Genomic DNA, 19,567 nt, shown 5'->3' on the forward strand with positions numbered 1-19,567 from the left:
GGTCTTCGACTATATCAAGTTCTTCGGATGCACATGAAAATGCAGTTCTTCACTGCCCTTCGCCGCAGTGTGGCGCGCCTGGGCGTCACGTAATGAGCGCACGAGACGAGGAAGGTCCGCATGCTGGACTCGTATCACACACTGGACACGCTGATACATCCCCTCCATGTACTGCTGGCGCATAGTCTGCGGAATGGATTTCGGAACTGGTCCGAGCACAGACGGAAGCTCGCCATCTAGAGTCTGAATGGCAGGAAGCCCGCCAAAGTCTGCCTCTACCGCGCTGACAGCCTGCAGCACGCTATTCTTCTCCCCCCAGACGAGGGCTGCACTGATCACCGGCGGGAGTCCCGTTTCTCTCGCATCAGAAAGCTCCTGCCGAGCCAGCACACGCGTATCCTGCAGAAGCAGGGACTGCGCCACGCTGCGTTCTGCCTCACCGAGAATGAGCACCTGCCCGCCCTCGCGTCGAGGCACGCACAGCGCGGCAGCTTCAGCCCAGCTCGTCAGCGTATCGATGCGCTGATCGAGCGCAGATCCGTACAAGCTCGTCCACGCGTCGATGATGGCCACTGTCTGGTAGCCGGCGTGCTGACTCGAGCCGTTCGCGCGTCCAGCCGCGTCTCCTCCAGCCGCGCGCACCACAGGCTCCGCGCCCGGCGTGGCGATGACCACCGCCGGCTTATTCGGTATCCAGTCCACTACTCCCCTGCCCTGATGTGGCGTGGAGATGACGATGGGCACACCCTGGATCAGCCCTGCGAGCTCCTGCGCCGTCCCTTCCGTCCCCACGTGGAGCAGACGCATGGCAGAGCCGCCGCAGTGCCGGCAGGTCCACGTGGCGGACGAGGTAGGCGTGGCACACCACTGGCAGACGGCATGCTGTTCGCGCGTGCGCTGAAGTGCGCGCTGAGGTACGCCCTGCCCCGACGCTGCAGAACTCTCTTGAGCCGATGCCGCAGCCCCCGCCGGCATGAGCGGCCCCAAGCACCGCCTGCACGCCGCGAGCTTCCTGCACGTTCCACAGCACAGCACAGCAGACTGCGAGCGCGCCGGAATGCTCAGCAGCACAGGTCCGCGCTCCACAGCAGAGCGCAGCGCACGCACAGCCGTGGACGGCACGCGAGCTCCGATGGCCGGATCTGCCAAACGTTCGAGTTCTTCCCGGTTCAGATGCCGCACCCACGCACTGCGTTCAGCAGCTACTGCCGGAAGAGCATGAACTTCTATGGTCGTTTTTTCGTGCGCATCCATCTGCCACTGACTCATGCGGCTACGCACATATCCCGCATTCACTACGATTCCGCGGCTACGCTCTGCACGCAGCTTCAGCACGTCCCAGACGTTCGGGTAGGGGGTAAACCCGTCCCAGTTTTGATACACGTGATCATGATACGAGACATACACAGCCCCCGGCCCCACAGGAGCATACATAGCAGCCCTCGTGCCGAGCACACAGCTCACTTTCCCCTGACTGACCGCATAGTATGCGCGATACCGGTCAGCTGCTGGCAGGGATGCGTTCAGAACCACGAAATCCCCCTGCCACTGCCCAGTGGCAGCATCACGGCTCAGCTCCCTGCATCCACTGCGGCGCAGCGCTTCGGCGAGCTGAGTCACATGGCGCATGTCTGGAAGAATAAAAACGGACGGCCGCTCCTGGTCGAGAGCCGCGCGCGCCAGCCACGTGAGGTCATACTGCCACTGCACGAGTCCATCTGTAAAGCCGGCCAGCGTATCCCACACCACGTGCGCGCTGACTGTATGTATGGCGAGCGCACGATTCAGCTCACTCATGTTCGCATAGAGTGCAGTAAGCGTGTCGAGATGTGTGCTGTCTGCGTGGACGTGCGCTCTGTCCGAGTCTGCCAGTTCTCCCTCCACTTTCGCCACGCGCGGCGGTACCGCGAGACGCACGATGTTCGCGCTACTTCCGCCAAAGTACTGGGCTATGGCATCGATTTCGGCACGCATGTGCTCGCCCACGAGGGGCACTGTGGTCAGTACGCGTTCGAGTGGGCGCAGAGAGGAACGCGGCGCACTGCTTTCGTCCGCGCGTTCCCAGATGATTCCGGACACGCGCTGACCACCGAAGCGTGTGCGGATAAGAGCGCCCGGCTGCGCGAGCTTCGCCCACTTTTCGGGGACGATGTAGTCGAAAAGACGACCGAGATGCGGCGTCTGAATATCCAGTACCACGCGCGCTATGGGCTGGTGTGCGGCCGGCGCGAGCTCAGCTGCCGCTTTCGCGTCCCGCGCCTTCGCCGCCGCAGAACGCGAGGATGCGCGCTTGCGCACAGCCAGCCCGTCGAGTGCTGGCTGCTGGGCGTGCGCGCTCTCCTCGTTCATGCGTTCTCCTAGTTCATCTGCTCGACTACTGCCTTCAGCGCTTCGGCTCGCTCCGTGCTTTCCCAGCTGAACTCTGGGCGTCCGAAGTGTCCGTATGCTGCTGTCTTCGCGTACAGCGGTGCGAGCAGTCCCAATTCATCGATAATCGCGGCTGGCCGCAGGTCGAAAACGCGCTTCACAGCGCGCTCTATCTTCGCGCGAGACGCGGTCTGAGTGCCGAAGGTATTCACATACACGGACACAGGATCTGCCACACCGATGGCGTACGCCACCTGAACTTCCACGCGGTGAGCTAGGCCTGCAGCCACGATGGTCTTCGCCACCCAGCGCGCTGCATACGCTGCTGAGCGGTCCACCTTACTCGGATCCTTACCAGAGAAGGCGCCACCACCGTGATGTCCGGCACCGCCGTAGGTATCCACGATGATCTTTCGCCCGGTCAGGCCTGCATCTGCAGCGGGACCACCGAGAACGAAGGAGCCCGTAGGGTTCACGAGAAGCGTGTAGTCTGCGTGGGTGATTTCTTCACCACAGACCTGTGCGAGGACAGGCTCCACCACATGCTGACGAATCTGCTGGCGTATCCACTCCTGCGTGACCTCAGGATCATGCTGAGTGGAGACCACCACTGTATCTACATACAGTGGGCGCTCCTGCTCGTCGTACGCCACCGTCACCTGTGTTTTTCCATCCGGACGCAGGTGAGGCACGATACCCTGGTGGCGCACAGCTGCCAGACGTGCAGCGAGCTTATGTGCGAGAACGATAGGCAGAGGCATAAGCTCAGCGGTCTCATCCGTCGCATAGCCGAACATGAGTCCCTGGTCTCCAGCGCCCTGCAGTTCATAGCGCTGCTCAGCACTGTTCACTTTCCCTGTGCCAGCTGCCTTCGCGCGCACTTCGGCGCTCACGCCCTGGTTTATCTCTGCAGACTGCTCGATGATGGACTCCATAATGCCCACCGTGTCCGCGTCGAGGCCGATGTGCGAGTCTGTGTAGCCGATGCGCGTGAGCACATTACGTGCCACCTTCGAGACATTCACATGGGCAGACGAGGAGACTTCGCCGAAGATGACGAACTGACCCGCTGTCGCGCAGGTCTCCACAGCCACATGCGAGTGTGGATCCGCAGCCATGTAGGCGTCGAGAATGGCGTCCGATATCTGGTCACAGACCTTATCCGGATGCCCTTCCGTCACGGATTCCGAGGTAAAAAGATGAATGTCCTGTGTCATGCTGTCCGCAGCTCCTCCTGGCGTCCTGTATGCGTGCAAAAATCCCGCGTCAGCCGCTCGTGTGGGGGCTAGTGCGCGGGATCGAAAAATTGACCTAAAATAAAGCGAGCTTACTCGTCGTCGCCTAACGTCGCTTCCAGCAGACCGTCGTTAATCTCACGGAAAGCGATGGACAGCGGCTTATCATGATTCTGGTACTCGACGAGCGGACCCACATTCTGCAGCAGGCCTTCATTCAGCTGCGTAAAGTACGAGTTAATCTGGCGAGCGCGACGAGCTGCGAACATAGCCAGTGCATACTTCGAGTCTACGTGCTCAGTAAGCTCATCCAATGGAGGATTTACAAGTCCCTGTGGTTCAGGGTTAGTTCCCAGTGCCATTTTTCTCCCATACGAAACTACGTGTTCCTAGTCTTTTCTAGTTCTCTCTAGTGTACTCAGACCACCGTACTTCCCACTACGTGAACGCCACGCGGCATATTCCAGCCCTGCGCGCTAGTATAAGCAGGTATGAAGATGAGATCCGCTACTATCATGAACGGCCGCATGTTTGCTGGTGCTCGCGCACTCTACCGTGCCGCCGGCGTCGAAGAAAAAGACTTCGGCAAGCCTATAATCGCCGTCGCGAACTCCTTCTCCGAGTTCGTTCCAGGACACGTTCACCTGAATAAGGTGGGGCGCATCGTCTCAGATGCCATTAAGCAGGCAGGCGGCATTCCGCGCGAGTTCAACACCATAGCTGTGGATGACGGCATAGCCATGGGCCACACAGGAATGCTCTACTCGCTGCCGAGCCGAGACATCATAGCCGATGCTGTGGAATACTCCGTGAATGCACACTGCGCTGATGCTCTGATCTGCATCTCGAACTGCGATAAGATCAGCCCAGGTATGCTCATGGCAGCGCTACGACTGAACATTCCTACCATCTTCGTCTCCGGCGGCCCTATGGAGTCGGGTACCACTACCCTCTCGGACGGCACCACGAAGAGCACTGACCTCATCGACGTCATGTATGCCTCGGCAGATGACACTGTCTCGGATGAGGACCTGCTCGCCTATGAGCGCACCGCCTGCCCGACGTGCGGCTCCTGCGCAGGTATGTTCACCGCAAACTCCATGAACTGCCTGATGGAAGCTCTCGGCCTAGCCCTTCCTGGGAACGGCACCACACTGGCTGACCACGCCGCACGCACTGCCCTCTTCGAAAAGGCTGGCGCGAAGATAGTGGAACTGGCGAACCGCTACTACCATGAGGATGACGCCTCTGTGCTTCCACGCTCCATCGTGACGAAGCATGCGTTCGAGAACGCTATGACCATGGATGTGGCCATGGGTGGTTCCACGAATACTGTGCTGCACATCCTCGCTGCTGCACAGAGCGCCGATGTGGACTTTACTCTCGAAGACATCGAGCGCATCTCCCACACCGTGCCATGCATCTGTAAGGCGAGTCCATCGGGACCATGGGAGATCTCAGATGTTCACCGCGCTGGTGGTATCTCCCGCATCCTCGGCGAGCTGGACCGTGGTGGAAAGCTCCACCGTGACGTGCACTCTGTGGACTACCCTACTCTCGAAGCGAAGCTGAATGACTGGGATATCCGACGAGACAGCGTGACCGACGAGGCACTCGACCTCTTTACTGCTGCTCCGGGTGGCGAGCGTACAGCAGAAGGCATGAGCCAGAACGCACGCTTCGAGACTCTGGACCGCGACTATATTAATGGTGCTGTCCATGACATCGACCACCCATCCGTGACCGAGGGAGGCCTGGCCGTTCTGCGTGGAAACATCGCTCCAGATGGCTGCGTAGTGAAGACTGCTGGCGTGGATCCATCCATCTGGACGTTTACCGGCGAAGCTCTCGTGGTGGAGTCTCAGGAGCAGGCTGTGGAAGTGATTCTGAATGACACTCTGAAGCCTGGCCAGGCTCTGATCATCCGCTACGAAGGCCCGAAGGGCGGCCCTGGTATGCAGGAGATGCTCTACCCTACGTCCTTCGTAAAGGGTAAGGGCATCGGTAAGCAGGTGGCACTTCTGACTGATGGGCGCTACTCGGGTGGGTCGTCCGGGCTGTCCATAGGTCACATCGCCCCAGAAGCTGCTGCCGGCGGACCTATAGCTCTCGTGGAGAACGGGGACACCATCGTCATAGACATCCCGAACCGCACGATAAACGTGGATGTGCCAGACGAAGTTCTCGCTCAGCGCCGCGAAGCCATAGAAAACGGGTACGGCTACCGTCCACACCGCGACCGCCAGGTCTCGCTCGCTCTGAAAGCATACGCCGCCTTCGCTCGCTCTGCAGATAAGGGCGCCACGCGTGACCCAGAGCTAATTAATAAGCTCGCGCATCAGGCGGAGTAAGCTGAGTCGATAGTAGTGGAGTGCAGGTTTTAACTCGTCGCAGTTAAAACCTGCACTCCACTTTATACTCGTCTATGCGTTCCTCTATCAAACCCGAAAATCTATGCATTCTCTTTCTTCCGCATTGGCGAGAAAAGCCACAAGCAGAAGAGTACAAACACCGCGATATCCGATATGATATTTACTGCAGTCACTACATACATCAGATTCTCTACTCCTTGAAGGTTAAGGAGAGTAATCGATTGCATTACTGCTCGCGTCACGAGCTCCACATAGCACATAGCCACAAAGTATTTTCCTATAAAACGTAACGCTAAAAGGAAACTTCCGCACACCAGTATAAGTGCCGATAATGGAAGAATCCACGTATATGTACCTAAAAAGTACACTCCTTGATGTGTTCCATCATACTGAGTTAACCATAGCGAAAGCGCAGTAGAAACCGCTATATATGCTATGAGTAGCACCGCATTTTTAGCAGTCGAAGAGAATTTCATTTTCATTCCTCCATTATTCACTGTGCTACTGTGCGCCGAACCATATATTCATATTACCCACAGAATTCATCTGGGAGTATGCTATTATGCCTCTTCCCTTTTTAGCAGCAGCGGTTGCATTCTGGATAAGAGAATTCAGCATGACTTTAGTAGCTACACCTACCCAGCCAGTAATGAAACCAGCCGGAGTTTTTCCGCTCTTAAGTGCATTAATAAACTTATCAGCTGCTTTGCTATCCATCCACGTTTCAGTGACTCCATACCAGTGAGCTACTACTTTGTTCACTCCACGAGCTGGAGCAGCACGAAACGCACTATACCCAGAATTCATCGACGAATCTGGAGGAACATATACAGTCAAGTCTGCACCACTCACGCTAGCGTATTCTGTCTGACTATTAATAAGGTTCATAACCTCCAAATTCTTTTTAACTTGGTTAATAGACTCTTGTGTATACCCTCGAAGGATAGCTTCCTTATCATTCAGCATAAAACCTTCAGAAGTAGAGTAGGATATATATGAATCTAGTCCTCGTATTTCTGCTGGAATTCCCGTATTCTCTGTCTCCAGAGCATAACTATGCGGCATAGAAAAAACAAACCCCAGAATAGCTAGAACGGCCATTACGGTATAAATAAAGTGATGTCGTGTACGCATCGTTGCCTACTTTCTTAGTGGTTCTAACTTTTCGTTTGAAAAGTTAACATATATTTTATATTCACCAAAGGTGCGACACGCCAATCCTTATTTTCCGTATCTCTATTTATCATGCATGCTATAGTCTCACAACCGTCCGAATAATATACTCCATCCATGTGCTTGGACCTCCCATCCGAGTAGAATATTATCTAATCTTTTCCTTCAGTGGTGCGGGAAAAGATTCGTTATCGACGGCGCTACACACCACAGAAGAGACGGGTTTATCATGAATCCTCACACCGCGCATACGCGCATTCCCCTCCCGAGCAGGCAGGACTCGGCACAAGCCACCCCGAAGACACACTGGAGCGTACACACCCTCGCCATCACACTGTGCCCGGCAGCCTCACTCGTACTCCTTCTCTTCTCCTCGCATTCCGCCACTCTCTTCGCCAGCTACGGCGACCTCGACTGGGATAATCCTGCCCCTCTCCTCACTGGCATCGTCGCGCCCGCATACCTTTTCCTTCTCACGCATAGACTGAACTCCGGCACCGTACGCTGGGCATCGGCCGGCCTGAGCGCGCTGACCATCCTCGGCACGCTCGCGTTTATCTTTTATGGAGACCTCGCGCTGAAGACCGTCGCCCTCGAACATGATCTCATGACGCCCGACAGCATCGCCCGGGATGACTACCCTCTCGTCATCCTGCTTACGAGTCTCATGAGCATCGTCATCCTGTTCATCATTACTCTGAACGCCCGCCCGCAGCACGTTTCCAGATTCAGGTCTTCTGCAGTTCTTCCTGCGTCCGCGCTTCTGACTGTCTCGGGGCTCCTCGTCGCCGGCCGCGCACTGCTGACCGGCGAGCTCGTCTGGACTGCCTCGCTTGTCAGCCTCGCCATCTGCGGCTTCCTGCTTCCCGCTGCGCTCGCGTACGCTGGGGCGCGTTACGCTTCAGAAAGTACGCGCCTGTTCGTTCTGTTCCTTTCCTTCTGCCAATTCTTCCTCTCCCTCGTCATCATCTCCTCCAGCGATGCTCTCACCGGTACTCCACCAGATAATAGCTTCGCGAATTATCACACGGGACAGATTCTGAATGTCCAGATAGCCTTCTGCATGATGCTCCTGAGCATAGTCAGTCTTATGATGATAGGGAGAAATGAAAGAAGGCATTCTTATGACTAATCATTCGTCGCGCCCAGCTGTCCTCATATGGAGCTTTCTCAGCATCGCATTCTTGACCGTGACGTGTCTCATCGTCTACTCGCAGGACACTATGCTAGCCCCACAAGCTCTCGGTACAGCAAGCGCACTCATAGGTTTTGTCTTCCCGCTCATCTTCCTCGGACTACTGGGCACCGCACACACCACTGTAACCAGCCGCGCCCTGAGAATCTCTGCTTATGCTATAGGGTTCTTTACAGCGGTACATCTCGGACTTGGTGACGTTTCCTTGTACACTGCAGACGATATATATCAGTTCCTTATAGCATACACGGGTAGTCAGTATACTTTTGAGGTTACACTCCTATCTCTTCTCCTCATGATGTTCCTCACCCTCGCAGCACTGCTGAAGTGCCAGTGGAACCCCTCTGCTACACCAGATCAGAAAGCGCAGCGTGACACTATCATAGCCACAGTCATTCTTCTCCTCTTCGCTGGTATCCTCGTCACTATTCGAGGAGAAACCCGAGATGTATATACTCTCGACTGGCTAAATCCTGGACTTATCCTGTGCAGCATAGTAGCTCCCGCGTATCTCCTCTTCGTCTCCCACAGATTCACCGTAAGCTATACGCGCACATTCAGCGCCAAGCTCAGCGCGAGTACTGTAGTGGGAGGATTTGCCACCATTTTCTGGGGTGATGTTCTCATCTCACAGCTTGTGGGCCGTGGATATGTCTACTTCGACTACGTTATCTGGCACTTCTATCCTACACTCACATTTCTCTCAGCTGTCTGCTGCACCGTCAGTCTGATAGTTCTCCTCGGGAATGAGCTTCGCAGCGACATTCCCGTAAACGTAGCTCTCTACGAACGCTTTATGCTTTTCTTTAGTGCAGGAGTCTTCCCCTACTCACGTGCACTCACAAACATACCATATCGCTGGTCTGCATCCGTGGTCGTACTTATTCTCTGGGGCATCTTCATGCCACTAGTCATCCTCGAACTGGCACATAGAATTAAGGACAGAAAGTGGTATAAAGTCATTATCTTCTTAGGAAGCGCTCAGATGTTCTATTCTCTCGTCATTCTCGTGAACAGTGATGCCCTCACCTGCGCATACAGCGCATTCTCTACTATGCCCACAGTCCATACGGGATTCCTACTGAACGCATCCACAGCTCTGCATATGGCAGTCGTCGCTGCTGTTCTCATGATTATGCTTCTGAAGGCTCTTATCAGGCAAGCTATCACAGAACAAGGCTACCTAGGCCGCATTGTCCGCATAGGAAAGAGATAAAAGAGCCAAATTTTTTCACTAAACCACTTACTATATTACCCTGTCTGAAACACATGCCGCCTGTTTAGCATTCACAAGCGCACCGTTAAAGCCACTATGTTAATCTCCTCACTAAATTTGCATATTTTAAATTATCTGATAAACTTATGTTAATTTTATCAAAGTTGGTAAAATTATTATCTGAAGTAATGACGCTTTAGCGCCTATATCAAGGAGGCAAAGATGCGAAAGCACCTTTTCAAGAAGGGCAGAATGACTATTTCTGCCGTTATAGCAATTCTTAGCTTAAGCATTCCTTATGCACACGCCGTGGAACCTCCATGGTCAGCTTCTACACAGCCAGATGAATCACTGGTATCTCATTACGTATCATTTGGAAACCGAACGTTCGCATTATTAGACACATATAAAGATCCAGATTCTGTTCGCGCGTATTATTCTGATCATTTTGAGACGGTACTGAGCGATATCGCACGGGAAAATTCACTGTCCACACTTGCTGAGGATACAGCAAGCCTCTATAAGGATTATGTACGGCAGTATGATAATCTAAGCGAAGATGCTAAAAGTTCACTGCTGAACTTTTTAGATTATTATGAGAATAAAGCAGAGAATACTTTTATTTCACAGAATCTCGATCTTATTTATCGTGATTTTTCAGATGGGACGATTACTGAAGGGCAAGCAGTCGATCAAGCTTTACTTCTTCTACCTTATAAGGAAGAAAACCATAATACACAGCCGCGCTTCCCTGATAGGAATTCCGGAATAAATCTCGAAGCCGCTAAAAGTTACGCACGCACATATGCCACGACCACAAACGGCTTTTATGGCCGATATAAAGCAGATTGTACAAACTTTGCATCTCAAATACTTAGGGCAGGCGGAGTTCAAATGACTAACCATTCGGATGAAAGATACGGATGGTGGTTCAAAAGCCATGGAAATCGTTCTATCTCATGGATTAATGCTGACACCTTTACAAAATACATGGGAAGCGGATACCAGGTAAAAGATTGGAATGCTTTCGTCGTTTATATTCTCCCTGGTGATTTTATAGGATATGACGACGGAAATGATGGCAAAGTCGACCACGTAGCTTTTGTATATGACAAGAGCGGAAATTCCGTACAAATCGCGCAACATTCTAGCGACTATCTCAAGTGGAATGGGGGATGGCCTGGAATGAGTCATAAAGCAAAGTTTTACCGAATCCGCCGCTAAGTAATACAAGTGTGTGAGGAGGTCAAAAATCTCCTCACACACTTTCCCTTCCTATCATCATGGAGATCCCCATGCGTAAATTTACTATTCCTGCAGCAGCTTTAAGTGCATGCATTATATCTAGCATTGCGACTATTATACTTCTGGTTCTCTATTATTCAGATTCCCTAAATAATGACAGCGCCATATACTTGAGTTCAGCCAGCGCACTTATCGGCATCGTATTTCCACTAATCCTTTGCCACCTTCTCGGCGCGGCACATAATACGAAAGTGCGCAACATATTCATACTAGTAGCCTTCACCGTAAGTTTGCTCACAGCCATACAGCTCACTCTCGGAAATTTCTTTATAGACGGTCAGAATTCTGAGCGTGGCTACTATATTATCTATTCTGGCTCTCATCTCACACCAGTCTTTACAGCTGTTACTATCATCCTCATGCTGTACATTACACTAGCATCATTATTACGTTGTTCATGGCAAACTCCTTCCGATAGAGAGAAAAATGCCAAGACGCAAACTTTCATCATGCTCGGTACAGTATTCGTTCTCCTCTTCACCGGCCTGCTTCTGCTCTTAAATGTCTATATCGATGATATGCATATAGACATAGCAAATCCTGCTCCGTTCCTATGTGGGATTATCACCCCAGCATACTTATTCTTCGCTGCTCATAACTATGCCCCACGTATAATGAGGACTTACAGTACTATTATCAGTTCGCTAACATGCCTCCTGGGAACCTCTACTATTCTCTTCTCCGGTCTGATTCTTTCCCATCGTGCAGGATCACATATAAGCGAATACTACGTCGCTTATAGAGTATATCCTCTCGCATCTCTTATCTTCACCGTTACCTGTATCGTAGCCGCAGTACTTCTACTAAAAAGTCCTCTCCTCATTTCGACTAGAAAGGAGAGAAGCATACTGCAAAACTCGACATTGCTACTGTGTATCGGCATACTCTTAGCTGCTCGAGCAAAAATACACTTCGAAGATACGTGGATTACATCCATCCTTGCACTTCTACTTTTAGGCTGTGTCCTTCCACTCACTCTAGCATGGCAGTCAAGTTTTCTTATTGCGCCACGTAAGTCTATACCTGTTTTTATTCTCAGTGGCATCCAAGTAGTAACCAGTCTAGTTATCCTGTGGAATAGTGATGCTCTTACAGGAACCACTCCAGGCAAATGGCCATCTTCTTTCGACCATACTGGAGACTCTCTGAACTCTTCTCTAGCGTTCATTATGGCTATTATCAGCTGTATTCTTCTCCTCTATATTCTTCTCCATGAACGAAAGGCCCGTCTATGAAGCTACAGAACCAGTCCATCCGCATGGTGTGCTTTTCGAGCATCATCCTCGCAGCGAGCATTATCCTGGATATTCGTTCGTATGTGACCATTCCCTACGATGGATATACCACGATTTATGCACTATTCCTCGCTGGCATAGTGCTGCCCATCCTTCTGCTTATCTACGCCATACGCTTATGCGACGCAGGCACACTCTATGGTTTATGCGCTACCTGTGTAGCACTCTGCATCATCTCCATAGCAGTCTTTGTCTTCGCGGACGCTCTGGCTGAACTCTTCCAGCTTCCTGTGAGACCAGGATATACGAGCCGAGATCCTGAAGATATCTATCTCGTCGCATCTCTCCTCGCCATGGCGGTGACAGCTACCACTACCCTGCTCATCACGAAGTGGCGTAGACGAGATGAGGTGAAAGATAAGGAAAAATTGACACAGGAAAAATAAAAAACTGCGAGCCCGCCGCCGGAGCACGAGAAGAAAGAAAGAAAAATGCTCCAGCAGCGGGCCCGTAGTGGGGAGGCCTTCGAGAGAAATGGGTTAGAGAGAGAAGGCCTCACGTATCTCAGTAGCGGTACCGTAGGACGCCTGCGCGCCGAAGCCGCATGCAGCATACGCACCCACATACGCGGCTATGCGCGCGCTGTCGGTCAGACTAAAACCAGATGCGAGGCCAGCCAGAACGGTACCCATGTACGAGTCGCCGCAGCCGGTCGTATCCACAGGCGAGATGCGCACGCCGTCCACGCGCTCTACGCTCTCGCCGTCTATGACGCACGAACCAAGCGCGCCGAGTGTAATGATGACGCGGCTAAAGCCGAGCTCAGCGAGCTTAACGCGCAGCGCATCCCAGTCGGCATTCGCCCAGTCCACAGCAGAGTCATCCATGCCTATCATCTGCGCGACCTCATGCTCGTTCGCGAGCAGGATGTCCACGTTCTCCACAAGCTCAGACGGAAGGTCCGCCATAAACGGAGAATTATTCAGCAGCACAGGCATGCCCGCCTCATGCGCCAGCCGAGCAGCCTCGATGACAGCCTCCAGAGGAGACTCGAGGCACAGTCCGAGCACAGACGCACTCGTCAGCTCCGCAGCATGAGAACGCACATACTCGGCAGTCACCGCGCGGTTCGACCCAGCAGAGTAGACGATGGTATTCTCGCCATCGGCCTCAGATACGGTGATGACTGTGGTGCCCGATGGGCCGTCCACGCGCGCGATGGAGCTCGTGTCCACGCCCGCTTCTTCGAGCTTTCCGGAAAGGAAATCTGCGTTCGAGTCCTGACCGAGAGCGCCGAAGAGCGTTACCTGCGCTCCGAGCTTCGCCGCCGCAGCAGCCTGATTCGAGGACTTTCCTCCCGGAAGAATCTCCAGAGCACCGCCTTCGAGTGTCTCGCCAGGAAGGAGAAAGCGTGGCACGCGCACGGTGTAGTCCGCGTTCATGGAGCCCACCACGGCCACGCGGCCGGTCAGCTGCATAAGCGCTTCGCCTACGTTCAGAGTATTCGTATCCATGAGAGTTCAGTCCTCGTTATCGTATGTGTCTCGTATGTGTCTCGTATGTATCTCGTCTGTGTTTCGTCCGTGTCTCGTCCGGCGTCTACCAGCGTCTAGTTAATGCGGCGCAGAGCGTCTTCCACGAGAGCCCAGAACTTGTCGAAGTCCAGCTTCGTGGCCACCTGCGTGTGGCATTCGTCTTCTGCTGGCTCTGGTCCGCGCAGGTCTGCCACGGTCATGCCCCAGGTGAGCGTGCCGTTCAGCTCCACATCCAGTGGGCAGCGACGCGTCTGCACGATGCTTGGGTCGATGAGGTAGGCCACAGTGCATGGGTCGTGCACTGGAGGGTCCACGAAGTCCTGATTCTGGCTGTAGGACAGGCGGAAGAAGTCCATGAGTCCGGAGACGAACTGCGCGAGATCCGTGCCCACGCCTTCTATCTTCTTCTGGACTTCTGGCGTGCACAGCGCCTGATGCGTCAGGTCCAGACCCACCATGGTCACCTTCCATGGCTCGTTAAAGACGATGTGTGCGGCTTCTGGGTCCACCATGATGTTAAATTCTGCCACGGAGCTCCAGTTGCCCACATGGTAGCCACCGCCCATGAGGACGACTTCCTTCACACGCTCCACGATGCGTGGCTCGAGGCGTGCGGCGAGAGCGATGTTCGTCAGCGGTCCGGTCGGCACGAGGGTGACCGTTCCTGGCTCTTCGCTCATAATGGTGTCGATGATGAACTGAACTGCGCTCTTCTCCTCGAGTGGGCGGCTCGGCTCTGGCAGCTCCACGCCGTCGAGACCGGTTTCGCCGTGAATGGAGGCTGCTGCCTGAGCTGGACGAAGAATAGGACGACCTGCACCGCGGTAGACTGGGACGTTCGTGGCGTGTGCCTTTTCGAGCACGGCGCGTGCGTTATACGTCACCTTTTCGATGCTCTGGTTTCCGCCCACCGTCGTAACGCCGAGGAGGTCAATTTCTGGGTTACCTACGGCTAGAAGGATAGCGACGGCATCATCATGGCCTGGGTCACAGTCCAGAATAATCTTCTTCGACATAGAAGTCTCCTTTGAATTCCTGCCAGCATGGCGTCTTCGCTTTCCGCCATGCTGCGTACGTATATGTTCAGTTATGTGCGCTTGGGTGTTCACTCAGCCTTAATCAGCCGTCGTTGGTTAAGCGCTTAACCAACTGTTTATAGAATAGCACAGGTCGAGACTAAATTGACAACGTATGCGCTCTTACGCGTGTCGCGCGGACGCTACCGTGGTCCGCTCCACGAGCTCCGGCATGAGAAGCGTCATGCGCTGCGCGGCGCTGAGCACCTCGCCTGAACCTGCACCCACCGCCTGCAGCATCGCTTCGCAGCTGACGCGGGCGAGCGCGGACACGTCCTGCTTCACCGTCGTAAACTCGAAGTCCAGTCCAAACGATGTCATGACGTCATCGTAGCCGATGACCGAAATATCCTCCGGCACGCGAAGTCCACGCTCACGAGCCCGCCGCGTAAAGCCGATGGCGACGAGATCATTCCCGCAAAAGACAGCCGTCACGCCCGCATCGATAAGCTCATCCGCGTAATCACGTCCAGCCGAGACGGTAAACGCGCCATTTTTCACACGCTCAGGCGGAACTCGGACGCCGCTCCTGAGCAGCTCAGTAAGAAAACCCTCGAAACGCGCCGAATTATTCCCCTTATCGCGCCCTGTACGCTCCACCGGTCCTATCATGCCGAACTCGCGGTGCCCCTGTTCGAGGAACGCCCGCGCGGCCAACTGTCCCCCGCGCGTATGGTCATACGCAAACGCGCGCCAGTTTGATTCTGTGTCAGCAAGTGCAGGATCCTCAGCCTCATCCACGATGCGCTCTGGAATACGGTCGATAAACATGACCGGGAAACCGGTCTTCAGCAAGCGCGCACGCAGCGAAGCGCTCTCCTCCAGCGAGGAATACGTGGGAATGATGAACAGTCCGTCGATGCCGAACTGGATCATGCGCTGCAGGGCCTGCTCCTGCTCGACGATGTCCTCGCCCGTATCCACGATGAGCAGCGAGTAGCCAGCAGCCTTACACTCTGCTTCCATATGCTTCGCGAGAGAGGCGAAGAAGAGGTTCTCGATGTCTGGAATAATGAGCGCGAGAAGGCTCGAGGACTTCGTGGCCAGGCTCCTGGCAGACTGGTTAGGCACGTAGTTCAAGTCTCGGGCAATGGCGCGAATCTGCTCGCGCGTCTCCTCGGTAAAGCGGTTCGGTTTATTATTCAGTACGAGGGACACCGCCGTGGAGGATACTCCTGCCACTTTCGCGATGTCCTTCAGCGTGGCGCGCTTAGGAGTACGCTTCGGAGCGCGCTCGGAAGCGCGCTCCGAAGCTTTTTGAGTTCGCGTATTTTTCTGGGAGGACTTTGCTGGCGATCCGGATACTGCTCCTGACGCTGCACTGTGCGCATTCATACAGACCACTTCCTTATCGTGATGTCACTTCTGAGGATAGCATGTTTTCTCGTGAGGGCGAGGCGGCGTGGGGCGAACTGGGGGGGGCGGACGGGATGAGACGTGGGGTGGAGCGCGGACGGTGAGTGCTGCCCATCCAGCCGTGGGGTGAGGCGCTGGGTGAGACGTGGGGTGAGGCGCGGGCGGGCTCGAAGGACCCCTGTCAGCGAGGAGTGAGCTTTTTGGGACACTTTAGCCTGTTACAGCCCGGAGACAGAAAAAGGAAAGACTGGAAATAAGCCAATCCTCTTCCGCCCGTCGAGCTCACCGCGTCCCAAAAAGCTCACTCCTTGAGGACCCTCTTCAGGAGTCCATTCCGAGTTCAGCACTCAGTGATTACTGACGGTGCAGACCTCGGCACTCCCCCGAATGACGCTGCGTACGTATGCGCATGCACATCATACCCAGCGCGACTGCACAGAGTGCCGCCATGCTTGCTGTACGAATATCACTACCCGTACGAGCGAGCTGCTTCGGTTCCTCTGTCGTCTTCTTTCCTGTCGTCACAGGCGCTGGATTTTCTGCCTTCTCCGACTTCTTCGGACCCGACGGCTCTTCAGAAGACTGCGGGTCCTCTGGGTCAGTCGGATCCGATGGCTCTGGCGTCTCAGGATTCTTCGGCTCTACAGAGCGATCCGTCGGCGGCACTGGAGGCGCAGGAGGCGACGGCACTTCTGGCGTCGGGTCTTCGCCCTTAGGCTTGTCCGGGCTGGACGGCTCGAATGGTGTCGGATCCTCTGGCTGAGCAGGAGTCTCTGGCTCAGGATCCTTCGGCTCTTCATTCTTCGGATCATCCTCCTTTGGCTTATCAGGATCAGAAGGCTCAACTGGCTTCGGCACTTCATGCTTCGGCGTCACCGGCTGAGGGTCTTCTGGCTGAGGATCTTCTGGCACGTTTGGTTCCGTAGGATCCGGATTTTCCGGCTCCTCAGGCTTCGTCGGCTCTTCCGGCTCGCCCGGCTTCGTCGGCTCTTCCGGCTCGCCCGGCTCTGGATCTTCCGGATCTTCCGGTTCCACCGGCTTCACCGGTGTATCTTGTGTATTTATCACGGTGAATCCGCTTTCCGCATCGCCCGTTACCGCTGGGATATATCCGTCCATCGCGTCTTCGCGCACGGTATAGTGGATGAGCTCGTTCTCCGTCGTGTACTTATCGAGGTCGGCGAAGATGTGCTGCCAGGAGGTGGAGGAATTGAGCTCAGCAGATGCTACTTCCGCGCCGTCCGCGTACAAATGCACGCGCGCGGACTGACCAGCAGCACCCACCCACTCTTTGCGCACGGATATGGATATCGTCTCGCGCGAAACGAGCGAATCGACGGCATAGACCTCGACAGGATGCACCGGTGTATCGTGTTCGTGATAATCCCAACGATGCGTTTCGCCGCCGTTCACGTTCACCGTATCCGCGATGATGCTGCCGTCCACGTTCTGCCCCACGTTCACCGTATCGCCCACGGCGAGCAGGCTGCCCTGGAAACGCGCGCGGTTGATGTTCAGCGTCTGCCCGGCCGCGCGGTTCGCGAAGTTCCAGAGCAGCACGGCGTCGCTGAAGTCCTCGGTTTCCTTATTCGGACGGTCCGTTCCGTCTGTATAGTGCAATTTTATCTCTGCCCCCACGTTCACGTCCGAAGCGCCTGCCGTATCGACGTTCACGACCACGTTCGTGCCATTCTTTTCCAGGCCCGTAATGGTGATGGGACGGTCACGCTCTATCTCATCGCGTGTGAGCGTCACATAGATAGTGGAACTTCCAGCCTTCACCTGTTCCGGTGTGATGCTGAACTCGTGATGCTCCGTGTTCGGCACGCAGCCCGCCACGCTTTTCGTCTCCACGAAGTAGTACTTCCCTACAGGAAGATTCGTGACGTGGATCTGACCCTGCACGGTGGTCAGACCGGACTTCAGCGGAGCATTTTCGCCCTCTTTATAGAGGTCATAAACCGCACCGTCGAGCAGTTCTTTCTTCTCATTTGTGCTCGTGAGGGTGACCGAGCCAAGCGTGTCACGTTCACTCGCGGCAGCGCTCACATCCACGTAGCGGTTATTCTCATCGGAAAAATCTTTTTTCACGCCTTCCGTTTGCGGATGTGTGGCCAGAGTGGTGGATGTCTTCTGCAGAGAAGCAAACTCGCTGTCGAAGTTAATATACTTCGTATCCTTTTCCTGAATGATTTCATCTGCATTCACGTGGTCGAGTTTGTTATTATTTGCGGCTATCTTATGCCCGTTATCGACTGTGGTGAGAGCCACATCTTTACCGAAGATGACAGTGTTTTTACGTTTTCCCTGAGCGCTGACGAAAGAGCTGCTCTGGAGGAAATCCGTCTGTCCTATGTAGTGGATGTCATTATCCAGGAGATTTTCTCGGATTCCAGTACCGAAATTACTCTGAGCTGTGAGATGATCGACTGCTACATTTCCATTCACATGAGCGCTAAGCTTAGCTTTATGAGCGAAAATATGGAAATTCTGAGCTAATCCGAGCTGACCGGTTCGATGTAAGCTCTCGAGTGGGTTAAGCGTTTTACTCGTGCTTCCCGAGGTTCCAGATGACGGAGAGCTAGGTTTCTCCAGCGCCTGAGCGCTGCACATACCTCCTATGCTCATCGCGACTACTAACATCAGTGTTATAGCGTATGCGCTTAGTTTCTTCTTCATTTATCCCTTTTTCTGTTTTTCTTCTGTTATCTTTTCCATCACTGCAAAAGTCTCTCACTCATGAAAGCGAAAGATAACATGGAAGCTTAGCAGATAAAAGAGACAAAAAGGGGCCTTTCTCAGGTCCCTTACATCGCACTTATTTCTCGCCGCCCATCGCTTTTTCGAAGACACTCCACAGCTCTGCTGCTGCACGGTCCACTTCATCATTCACGATGACCACGTCAAACTCATCCTGCAGCTCGAGCTCATGGCGAGCAGTCTGCAGACGGCGCTGCTGCTGCTCTTCAGTCTCCGTGCCGCGGCCCTTCAGACGTGCTTCCAGCTCTTCGAAAGAGGGAGGGGCGAGGAAGACGAAAATTGGCTCTAAACCGAGCTCAGCAGCACGCGCACGTACAGCATGCACGCCCTGCACGTCTATCTCCAGCATGGACGGAACGCCCGCGCGCAGATGCTCGAAGACCGGCGTGGACGGCGTGCCATAATGATGCACACCGTGAACAATAGCCGTCTCGAGGAACTCGCCTTCCGCTTCCTTCGCCGCGAACTCATCCGGCGTCATAAAGAAGTAATTGACGCCATTTACCTCGCCGGGACGAGGATCCCTAGTCGTCGCGGACACGCTCAGCCAGATGTCCGGATGGTCTTCGAAAAGCTTCTTCTCCACGGTCCCCTTCCCCACGGCTGTAGGGCCAGCGAGGACTACGAGACGATTCGTATGTTCAGTGTGCTCAGTCATACTCTTTACTGTACTCGGAGAGGGGGAAAGCTCGTATCTCGTCCTGTGCATCTCGAGCAGAAAGCTTCGAGAGATCACAGTCGA

At 54.4% G+C, this 19,567-nt stretch carries 16 protein-coding genes; 5 read left to right on the forward strand and 11 right to left on the reverse strand.

All coding sequences use genetic code 11. The annotated features are described in order from the left end of the window. Positions 1–9: 9 nt before the first annotated feature. From ALMA_RS06285 to rpoZ, 3 genes are all read right to left on the reverse strand, one after another. The gene (locus ALMA_RS06285) at positions 10–2,349 is read right to left on the reverse strand and encodes a primosomal protein N' family DNA-binding protein (RefSeq protein ID WP_094726855.1); all 2,340 of its coding nucleotides are present in this window, start codon (positions 2,347–2,349) and stop codon (positions 10–12) included. Positions 2,350–2,357: 8 nt separating this feature from the next. Continuing rightward, positions 2,358–3,584 carry a methionine adenosyltransferase gene (gene metK / locus ALMA_RS06290; RefSeq protein ID WP_094726856.1) on the reverse strand — a complete coding sequence of 409 codons (1,227 nt, stop codon included), beginning with the start codon at positions 3,582–3,584 and terminating at the stop codon, positions 2,358–2,360. A gap of 110 nt (positions 3,585–3,694) precedes the next feature. Continuing rightward, entirely contained in the window at positions 3,695–3,964 is a 270-nt protein-coding gene (gene rpoZ / locus ALMA_RS06295; protein WP_086106022.1) for a DNA-directed RNA polymerase subunit omega, read from the reverse strand. A 129-nt stretch (positions 3,965–4,093) separates the two neighbouring features. Here rpoZ and ilvD point away from each other — a divergent pair, with 129 nt between their 5' ends. Continuing rightward, positions 4,094–5,953, forward strand: coding sequence for a dihydroxy-acid dehydratase (ilvD, locus tag ALMA_RS06300; RefSeq protein WP_094726857.1), 1,860 nt, complete (start codon positions 4,094–4,096; stop codon positions 5,951–5,953). 101 nt (positions 5,954–6,054) lie between these two features. Here ilvD and ALMA_RS06305 read toward each other — a convergent pair whose 3' ends face one another. Both ALMA_RS06305 and ALMA_RS06310 read right to left on the reverse strand, forming a co-directional pair. Next, the gene (locus tag ALMA_RS06305) at positions 6,055–6,456 is read right to left on the reverse strand and encodes a hypothetical protein (RefSeq protein ID WP_148140278.1); all 402 of its coding nucleotides are present in this window, start codon (positions 6,454–6,456) and stop codon (positions 6,055–6,057) included. 19 nt (positions 6,457–6,475) lie between these two features. Beyond that, the gene (locus ALMA_RS06310; protein ID WP_148140279.1) at positions 6,476–7,108 is read right to left on the reverse strand and encodes a hypothetical protein; all 633 of its coding nucleotides are present in this window, start codon (positions 7,106–7,108) and stop codon (positions 6,476–6,478) included. Positions 7,109–7,376: 268 nt separating this feature from the next. Here ALMA_RS06310 and ALMA_RS06315 point away from each other — a divergent pair, with 268 nt between their 5' ends. The 3 genes from ALMA_RS06315 to ALMA_RS06325 all read left to right on the forward strand — a co-directional run bounded on the left by ALMA_RS06315 (position 7,377) and on the right by ALMA_RS06325 (position 10,782). Next, positions 7,377–8,279: a hypothetical protein gene (locus ALMA_RS06315; RefSeq protein ID WP_094726860.1), complete on the forward strand. Its 903-nt coding sequence runs from the start codon at positions 7,377–7,379 to the stop codon at positions 8,277–8,279. Further along, positions 8,272–9,558 carry a hypothetical protein gene (locus ALMA_RS06320; RefSeq protein ID WP_094726861.1) on the forward strand — a complete coding sequence of 429 codons (1,287 nt, stop codon included), beginning with the start codon at positions 8,272–8,274 and terminating at the stop codon, positions 9,556–9,558. Before ALMA_RS06315 ends, ALMA_RS06320 begins: the two co-directional genes overlap by 8 nt. Positions 9,559–9,810: 252 nt before the next feature. Next, the gene (locus tag ALMA_RS06325; RefSeq protein ID WP_158520677.1) at positions 9,811–10,782 is read left to right on the forward strand and encodes an amidase domain-containing protein; all 972 of its coding nucleotides are present in this window, start codon (positions 9,811–9,813) and stop codon (positions 10,780–10,782) included. A gap of 817 nt (positions 10,783–11,599) precedes the next feature. Here the strand turns inward: ALMA_RS06325 and ALMA_RS08105 are convergent. Beyond that, positions 11,600–12,031, reverse strand: a complete 432-nt coding sequence (locus ALMA_RS08105) for a hypothetical protein (protein WP_148140280.1) — start codon at positions 12,029–12,031, stop codon at positions 11,600–11,602. A 63-nt stretch (positions 12,032–12,094) separates the two neighbouring features. On the opposite strand from ALMA_RS08105, the gene ALMA_RS06335 reads away from it, so the two are divergent. Further along, complete coding sequence (locus tag ALMA_RS06335) at positions 12,095–12,544, forward strand: hypothetical protein (protein WP_094726864.1); 450 nt, start codon at positions 12,095–12,097, stop codon at positions 12,542–12,544. A gap of 93 nt (positions 12,545–12,637) precedes the next feature. Here the strand turns inward: ALMA_RS06335 and ALMA_RS06340 are convergent, their stop codons facing one another. The 5 genes from ALMA_RS06340 to gmk form a co-directional block, all read right to left on the reverse strand. Next, positions 12,638–13,612 (reverse strand): ribokinase, encoded by a 975-nt coding sequence (locus ALMA_RS06340; RefSeq protein WP_094726865.1) that lies wholly within the window; start codon positions 13,610–13,612, stop codon positions 12,638–12,640. A 95-nt stretch (positions 13,613–13,707) separates the two neighbouring features. Next, the gene (gene uriH, locus ALMA_RS06345) at positions 13,708–14,649 is read right to left on the reverse strand and encodes a uridine-preferring nucleoside hydrolase UriH (protein ID WP_086106030.1); all 942 of its coding nucleotides are present in this window, start codon (positions 14,647–14,649) and stop codon (positions 13,708–13,710) included. A gap of 183 nt (positions 14,650–14,832) precedes the next feature. Then, positions 14,833–16,044, reverse strand: coding sequence for a LacI family DNA-binding transcriptional regulator (locus tag ALMA_RS06350; protein ID WP_094726866.1), 1,212 nt, complete (start codon positions 16,042–16,044; stop codon positions 14,833–14,835). Between the two features lie 375 nt (positions 16,045–16,419). Continuing rightward, positions 16,420–18,513: a Cna B-type domain-containing protein gene (locus ALMA_RS06355; RefSeq protein WP_158520678.1), complete on the reverse strand. Its 2,094-nt coding sequence runs from the start codon at positions 18,511–18,513 to the stop codon at positions 16,420–16,422. A 370-nt stretch (positions 18,514–18,883) separates the two neighbouring features. Further along, a complete protein-coding gene (gmk, locus tag ALMA_RS06360; protein WP_094726868.1) occupies positions 18,884–19,483 on the reverse strand; it encodes a guanylate kinase in 600 nt (199 codons plus the stop codon). Positions 19,484–19,567 lie beyond the last annotated feature (84 nt).

The organism is Alloscardovia macacae, from assembly GCF_002259705.1.
Classification (GTDB): Bacteria; Actinomycetota; Actinomycetes; order Actinomycetales; family Bifidobacteriaceae; genus Alloscardovia; species Alloscardovia macacae.

Bases quoted from the DNA above. Each gene is read 5' to 3' on its own strand.
- ALMA_RS06285 (WP_094726855.1), bottom strand. From the start codon at position 2,349: ATGAACGAGGAGAGCGCGCACGCCCAGCAGCCAGCACTCGACGGGCTG.
- metK (WP_094726856.1), bottom strand. From the start codon at position 3,584: ATGACACAGGACATTCATCTTTTTACCTCGGAATCCGTGACGGAAGGG.
- rpoZ (WP_086106022.1), bottom strand. From the start codon at position 3,964: ATGGCACTGGGAACTAACCCTGAACCACAGGGACTTGTAAATCCTCCA.
- ilvD (WP_094726857.1), top strand. From the start codon at position 4,094: ATGAAGATGAGATCCGCTACTATCATGAACGGCCGCATGTTTGCTGGT.
- ALMA_RS06305 (WP_148140278.1), bottom strand. From the start codon at position 6,456: ATGAAAATGAAATTCTCTTCGACTGCTAAAAATGCGGTGCTACTCATA.
- ALMA_RS06310 (WP_148140279.1), bottom strand. From the start codon at position 7,108: ATGCGTACACGACATCACTTTATTTATACCGTAATGGCCGTTCTAGCT.
- ALMA_RS06315 (WP_094726860.1), top strand. From the start codon at position 7,377: ATGAATCCTCACACCGCGCATACGCGCATTCCCCTCCCGAGCAGGCAG.
- ALMA_RS06320 (WP_094726861.1), top strand. From the start codon at position 8,272: ATGACTAATCATTCGTCGCGCCCAGCTGTCCTCATATGGAGCTTTCTC.
- ALMA_RS06325 (WP_158520677.1), top strand. From the start codon at position 9,811: ATGACTATTTCTGCCGTTATAGCAATTCTTAGCTTAAGCATTCCTTAT.
- ALMA_RS08105 (WP_148140280.1), bottom strand. From the start codon at position 12,031: ATGAACGCTAGAGAAGAGTTCAGAGAGTCTCCAGTATGGTCGAAAGAA.
- ALMA_RS06335 (WP_094726864.1), top strand. From the start codon at position 12,095: ATGAAGCTACAGAACCAGTCCATCCGCATGGTGTGCTTTTCGAGCATC.
- ALMA_RS06340 (WP_094726865.1), bottom strand. From the start codon at position 13,612: ATGGATACGAATACTCTGAACGTAGGCGAAGCGCTTATGCAGCTGACC.
- uriH (WP_086106030.1), bottom strand. From the start codon at position 14,649: ATGTCGAAGAAGATTATTCTGGACTGTGACCCAGGCCATGATGATGCC.
- ALMA_RS06350 (WP_094726866.1), bottom strand. From the start codon at position 16,044: ATGAATGCGCACAGTGCAGCGTCAGGAGCAGTATCCGGATCGCCAGCA.
- gmk (WP_094726868.1), bottom strand. From the start codon at position 19,483: ATGACTGAGCACACTGAACATACGAATCGTCTCGTAGTCCTCGCTGGC.